Source organism: Cognatilysobacter lacus, from assembly GCF_008274655.1.
GTDB classification, from domain to species: Bacteria; Pseudomonadota; Gammaproteobacteria; order Xanthomonadales; family Xanthomonadaceae; genus Cognatilysobacter; species Cognatilysobacter lacus.
The window spans coordinates 1-5,532 of sequence record NZ_VTRV01000170.1 but is presented as its reverse complement, the minus strand read 5'-3'; the positions used below and the strand labels follow the sequence as shown (position 1 = coordinate 5,532).

Sequence of the window (5,532 nt, the reverse complement as noted above, 5' to 3'; positions counted from 1 at the left end):
GATCTCAGTCCGCCGCCGCCGCCGCCGATGCCGCGGCATCGACCAACGCGGTGCCGGCCTCGGCGGCCGAACCCGTGCAGCCGCAGGCAATGCCGACCAACACGGCCGACATGCCGGTGCCGGCGCGCACGCTGCCGGGAACCGGGCCGTCCTCGTCCACCGACCTGAACAAGCCGACGTCGGATTCGCCGAAGTCGACCGTCAACGACACCGACACCAAGTAGTTCGCGATCGCCTGCAAGCGCATCGGGCCGCACGAGGCGGCCCGATGTGGCGCACCGCACCGACGTTGGACGTCAGACGTCGCCGTCGGTGAGCCAGCCTTCGCCGGTGCCGCGGTTGAAGACGCGATCCGTGTCGAGCACGTTGCCCGCCGGAATCGATTCCTGCTCGGCGAGGCGCGCGTAGATCGGCGTGAAGTCCGGCAGCGTCGCGTCGAACAGCTGTTCGAACGAATCGATGACGAAATACGTCTTCTGGTAGGTATCGATGCGGTAGCGCGTGCGCATGATCCGCTCGAGGTCGAAACCGATGCGGTTCGGTGCATTCGATTCCAGGCAGTGGATCGACTCGCCCTTGCTCGACAGGATGCCGCTGCCGTAGATGCGCAGGCCGTCCGGGTCGCGGATCAGGCCGAATTCGGCGGTGTACCAGTAAAGGCGCGTCAGGTTGGCCAGCGCGTCGGCGCCGATGCCGTGCGCCTTCACCCCGCCGCGGCCGTACGCCTGCATGTAGTCGGCGAACACCGGGTTCATCAGCAGCGGCACGTGGCCGAACAGGTCGTGGAACAGGTCGGGCTCGGACAGGTAGTCCATCTGCTCCGGCGTGCGGATCCACCAGGTCACCGGGAATCGGCGGTTGGCGAGGTGGTCGAAGAAGTCGAGCTCGGGCAGCAGGCCCTGCACGCCGACCAGCTCCCAGCCGGTGGTCGCCCGCAGCGTGCGGTTGAGGTCGTCGAACTTCGGGATCTCGTGCGCGTTCATGTGCATCGCGCGCTGCGCGTCCAGGAACGCGCTGCTGGCGCGGCCCGGCAGGATCTGCTGCTGGCGCGCGAACAGCTGCGCCCAGACCTGGTGGTCCGTCGCCGAATAGGCCGACCACGGCTGCTCGACGACGGCGGTCGTGTAGACCGGCACGTAGCCCTTGTCGGTCAACTGGTGTTCGATGCGCTGCGGCTGGGCGTTCATGGCGAACCCTCGTCGTGACGTTTCAATCTAGACGGCCGGGGACGCAAGAAGGTTGCGTTGTTGCGTCTACACGGCGTGTTGGCGCACGATCGACGCACATATCGCTTGGATGACGCAACGAATGAGCGCGGCCGACCTCGATCGCACCGATCTGCTGCTGCTGGCCGCCCTGCAACGCGAGGGCCGGCTCACCAACGCCGAGCTCGCCGAGCGCGTGCACCTCTCGCCGTCCGCCTGCCTGCGCCGCGTGCAGCGGCTGGAGCGCGACGGCGTGATCGCCGGCTACGCCGCGCAGGTGGACGCCGAGCGCCTCGGGCTCGGCCTGCAGGCGTTCGTGCGCGTGCAGCTGGGGCGGCATGACGCGGAATCGATCGAGGCGTTCACCGCCTTCGTCGGGCAATGGGACGAGGTGATCGCCTGCCACGCGCTTACCGGGGACATGGACTACCTGCTGCAGGTCACCGTGCGCGACCTCGAGCACTTCTCGCGTTTCCTGCTCGACCGGCTGCTCAACCAGGCGGGGGTCGCCGACGTGAATTCGAGCTTCGTGCTGCGCACGGTCAAGGCGTTCCGGGGGCTGCCGCTGCCTGCACGTTGAGCCGGGGCGCGAAGTCGCGGAGCGAAATGCGGTGGCAACGGGGGACGGGCCCGCGCGTGGGCCGCGATTGGTGCACGGTGAAAACCGACGGTCGCGGCGCGGCTTCGCGGGCGGACGTCGGGTCGACGCTGCCCTTGCGCCGCCTGGGGGCTACGCGGGAGGATCCTGCGCTAGCAGAGCGTCCTCGTCAGCAACGACGCCATTCGCACCGACTCGAAGAACCCGGCACGCGGCGTTGGGGCGCATCGCCCGACGCCCATCGCCTTGCATCCTCCGCCGGGAAGCCGAACGCTCCGGTCAGTCGCAGCTGGGCTCGCGGTTCAACACGCGATCCATGCGGCTGGGCTCGCAATGCGGCCGGGCCGACACGGGGACGCGCGGCTGGCGCGAAAGCCGCATCTGCGCCAGCTTCGCGCGGATCTGCGGCAGCGCGGCCACGGCGGCGCGTTCGCCTTCCATGATCACGGCCTGCTTCTGGTCGAATTGCGCGGGCCCCACGCCGTTGACGGTCGGCCGGATCACCACGTCGGCGCGCGCGAGTTCCTGCGCGCCGAGCTTCTGTCCCATGATCGTGATCGACTGGTTGACGGTGCCCAGCAGGCTGCCCGGGGCGGTGCCAGGCGCCTTGCTCGAGATGTCGACCGCGATGACGAAGTCCGCGCCCAGCTGGCGTGCGGCGTCCACCGGCACGGGGCTTACGATGCCGCCGTCGATGAAGTGGTACTTGCCGATCGGCACTGGTTCGAACACGCCGGGAATGCTGCTCGACGCGCGTACCGCCTGCCCGGTGTTGCCGCGGGTGAACACCGTGCGCTGGCCATCTTCCAACCGCGTCGACACGGCCGCGAACGGCTTGCCGAGTTTCTCGATCGTGCGTCCACCCACCGACTCGTTGACGTAATCCTGCAGCGCCAGGCCCTGCACCACGCCGCCGGAAAACAGGTGCACGTCCTTGATCCGGTCCTCGTCGAGCGCGACCGCCTGCTTCTGCAGTGCGAACGCGTCCATGCCGCTCGCGTAGAGCGAACCGACCACGCTGCCCGCGCTGGTGCCGCTGACGACGTCGATGCGGATGCCGTTGGCCTCGAGCATCTTGATGACGCCGATGTGCGCGAAGCCCTTGGCCGCGCCACCGCCCAGCGCGAGGCCGATGCGGATCGGCTTCGGCGCGGCGGCCACGATGCGCGGGTTCACCGCTTCGGCGGAGGGACGTACATCGCCCCCGCACGCGGCGAGCAGGGTGGCGAGCGAGGCGAGCAGGGCGGTGCGCAGCACGGACATGGCGGATTCGTCGAGGGAAAGAACGGCGGCCCGGCGCATGGACGATGCACCGGGCCGCAAGGATGGACGCGTGGGTGACAGCCGGCGCTTAACGGGCGGATTCGGCCCGTGCATTGTCGCGATGGGCCATGTCGCGGCCCACGTGGTAGCCGCCGATGCCGATCGCGATCACGACGAGGGCGGCGGCGATGAGGACGATGTGCAGGGGGCGAAGGCGTCGCGGGGTAATGGGTGTCATGTCGGCCTCAGAATCCGTTGTCGCCGTCGAGCAGGCGGCCGAGGCCGCCCAGCACCGAACCTTCGCCGACGTTCTTGCCGCCGCCCTGCGGCGCAGCGGCCAGCATGCGCCCGGCCATCCGCGAGAACGGCAGCGACTGCAGCCAGACCTTGCCGGGGCCGGTGAGCGTGGCGAGGAACACGCCTTCGCCACCGAAGAACATCGACTTGATGCCGCCGACCGGACGCACGTCCATCGAGACCGTCGGATGGAAGGCCATCACGCAGCCGGTATCCACGTCGAGCCGTTCGCCCGCTGCCAGGTCGCGTTCGACCAGCGTGCCGCCCGCGTGCACGAACACCCAACCGTCGCCCTCGAGCTTCTGCATGATGAAACCTTCGCCGCCGAACAGGCCGGTGAGGATCTTTTTCTGGAAGAAGATGCCGACCTGCACGCCGCGCGCGCCGGCCAGGAACGAATCCTTCTGGCAGATCAGCGTGCCGCCGTGTTCGGCGAGGCGGATCGGCAGCACCGTGCCCGGATACGGCGCGGCGAATGCGACGCGCGCCTTGCCCTGGCCGTTGTGCGTGTAGACGGTGGTGAACAGGCTCTCGCCGGTGATCACGCGCTTGCCGGCGGACATCAGCTTGTCCATGAAACCAGCGCTGCCACCCGTACGCGAGCCGTCGCCGAACGCCGTTTCCATGCCGACGACGGCGTCCTTGTACATCAGCGCGCCAGCTTCGGCGATCGCGCTTTCGCCGGGATCGAGTTCGATCTCGACGAACGGCATGTCGTTGCCGACGATGCGGTAGTCGATCTCGTCGTTCATCCCACGCGAGCCGCGCGACATCGGCGGCGGCAGCGGTGGAAGGTGCGACGGCGCGCCGCCCGTGGCCTCGGCGAACTCCGGCATCGAGCGCACCGGCTGCCAGCCGGACAGGCCTTCGCGCCAGCACAGGTGGTTCGCGTTCTGCCGCGCGAAGTCGAAGGCGGCGTCCGGATCGAGCGGGCCTACGCGCTCGCTGGTCTGCGGATGGACGAAGAACCACTGGCTCAAGGGAAACTCTCTTTCGTGTCGACGAAGACCGCAGTGTAGCGAGCGGTGCCGCGGCCGCATCGGCCGCAGGTCATGGTGTCCCTGCATTCGGGTGCGCTGCGTTCGCATCTCGGCGGACGCGTGCCACGGGCGTTACCAACGTGTCGCGCTGTCGTGCGGTCGTGCGGTCATGCCGTTGTCCGTTCGCACGGAAACGTGTTGCACCTTCGGCTGCGGGACCCGAGTTCATGCCGCAGGCGCGCCACGAGCACCCGCCGGGGCATGTGCCGCAGCGGCCCGTGCGACCATCGCCGCATGCCGAACGCGCTGCAGCCGGAAGCCCGACGCCTGGTCGTACGCACGCCTTCGCGCGTCGAGGGCATGCTGCTGCTCGCCGGCGTGGCGGTCGCGCTGGTCGCATCCTTCGTCGTCGCGCGTGATCGCATGACGTGGGCGATGGAAACCGTCTGGGTGATGCTGGCCTGGCCATGGCTCGCCTTCGACCGCCGCATCGCGCCGACGCGACTGCTTGCCTGGCTGCTCGCGCTGCATGCACTGGTGCTCATCCAAGGCGGCGCGTTCACGTATGCGAAGGCCCCGCTCGGCGAATGGCTGCGCGACGTGCTGCATACGCAGCGCAATCCGTGGGACCGCGTCGGGCACCTCATGCAGGGCTTCGTGCCCGCGATCCTCGCGCGCGAAGTGTTGTTGCGCCGCACGCCGCTGCGGCCCGGGGGCTGGCTCACCTACCTGTGCGTCGCCGCAGCGTTGAGCTTTTCCGCATTCTTCGAGCTGATCGAATGGTGGAGTGCGCTCGCGCTTGGTGCCGATGCCGATGCATTCCTCGCAACGCAGGGCGACGTCTGGGACACGCAGTGGGACATGTTCCTGTGTCTGTGCGGCGCGGTGGCATCGATGCTCTTGCTGGCGCGGCTGCACGACCGCGAGCTTGGATTGCGTCGCGCCGCGTGAGAGCGCCGCCCGGTCGGCCATGTGCTGCAACGCGGTGCGCATGACGGCGTCACATGCTGTCACGGCACCCGCGCCGCCACCCACGCATCCACCCGCTCCACGCCCGCGCGCCGCAGCGCCACCGCGGCCGCATGCAGGGTCGCGCCGGTGGTCATGACGTCGTCGACCAGCGCGACGTGCGCCGGCAGCGGCAGCTTCGGCCGCGCGATGAAGGCGTCCTTGAGGTTGCGGCGCCGTG

At 69.1% G+C, this 5,532-nt stretch carries 8 protein-coding genes; 3 read left to right on the top strand and 5 right to left on the bottom strand.

What is annotated here, in order from left to right:
- Positions 1-224, top strand: a 224-nt coding sequence (locus tag FW784_RS12285) for a hypothetical protein (RefSeq protein ID WP_205123623.1), incomplete at its 5' end; no start/stop codon positions are given.
- 72 nt (positions 225-296) lie between these two features.
- On the opposite strand, the gene phhA is transcribed toward FW784_RS12285, so the two are convergent.
- Entirely contained in the window at positions 297-1,187 is an 891-nt protein-coding gene (phhA, locus tag FW784_RS12280) for a phenylalanine 4-monooxygenase (RefSeq protein ID WP_149353625.1), read from the bottom strand.
- Between the two features lie 121 nt (positions 1,188-1,308).
- Between phhA and FW784_RS12275 the strand changes: the two genes are divergently transcribed.
- Positions 1,309-1,785 (top strand): Lrp/AsnC family transcriptional regulator, encoded by a 477-nt coding sequence (locus tag FW784_RS12275; protein WP_425481645.1) that lies wholly within the window; start codon positions 1,309-1,311, stop codon positions 1,783-1,785.
- A 297-nt stretch (positions 1,786-2,082) separates the two neighbouring features.
- On the opposite strand, the gene FW784_RS12270 is transcribed toward FW784_RS12275, so the two are convergent.
- The 3 genes from FW784_RS12270 to FW784_RS12265 form a co-directional block, all read right to left on the bottom strand.
- The gene (locus FW784_RS12270) at positions 2,083-3,066 is read right to left on the bottom strand and encodes a patatin-like phospholipase family protein (RefSeq protein WP_149353623.1); all 984 of its coding nucleotides are present in this window, start codon (positions 3,064-3,066) and stop codon (positions 2,083-2,085) included.
- Between the two features lie 88 nt (positions 3,067-3,154).
- On the bottom strand, positions 3,155-3,304 hold the full coding sequence (locus FW784_RS14440) for a hypothetical protein (protein ID WP_187770797.1): 150 nt from the start codon (positions 3,302-3,304) through the stop codon (positions 3,155-3,157).
- A 7-nt stretch (positions 3,305-3,311) separates the two neighbouring features.
- On the bottom strand, positions 3,312-4,343 hold the full coding sequence (locus FW784_RS12265) for a TIGR00266 family protein (protein WP_149353622.1): 1,032 nt from the start codon (positions 4,341-4,343) through the stop codon (positions 3,312-3,314).
- A 294-nt stretch (positions 4,344-4,637) separates the two neighbouring features.
- Between FW784_RS12265 and FW784_RS12260 the strand changes: the two genes are divergently transcribed.
- A complete protein-coding gene (locus tag FW784_RS12260) occupies positions 4,638-5,294 on the top strand; it encodes a DUF2238 domain-containing protein (RefSeq protein ID WP_205123622.1) in 657 nt (218 codons plus the stop codon).
- A gap of 59 nt (positions 5,295-5,353) precedes the next feature.
- Here FW784_RS12260 and FW784_RS12255 read toward each other — a convergent pair.
- The coding region (locus FW784_RS12255; RefSeq protein WP_149353621.1) for a ComF family protein at positions 5,354-5,532 on the bottom strand (179 nt) is incomplete at its 5' end.

Coding starts and splice junctions, on each gene's coding strand:
- FW784_RS12260 (WP_205123622.1), top strand. CDS start 4,638: ATGCCGAACGCGCTGCAGCCGGAAGCCCGACGCCTGGTCGTACGCACG.
- FW784_RS14440 (WP_187770797.1), bottom strand. CDS start 3,304: ATGACACCCATTACCCCGCGACGCCTTCGCCCCCTGCACATCGTCCTC.
- FW784_RS12270 (WP_149353623.1), bottom strand. CDS start 3,066: ATGTCCGTGCTGCGCACCGCCCTGCTCGCCTCGCTCGCCACCCTGCTC.
- FW784_RS12275 (WP_425481645.1), top strand. CDS start 1,309: ATGAGCGCGGCCGACCTCGATCGCACCGATCTGCTGCTGCTGGCCGCC.
- phhA (WP_149353625.1), bottom strand. CDS start 1,187: ATGAACGCCCAGCCGCAGCGCATCGAACACCAGTTGACCGACAAGGGC.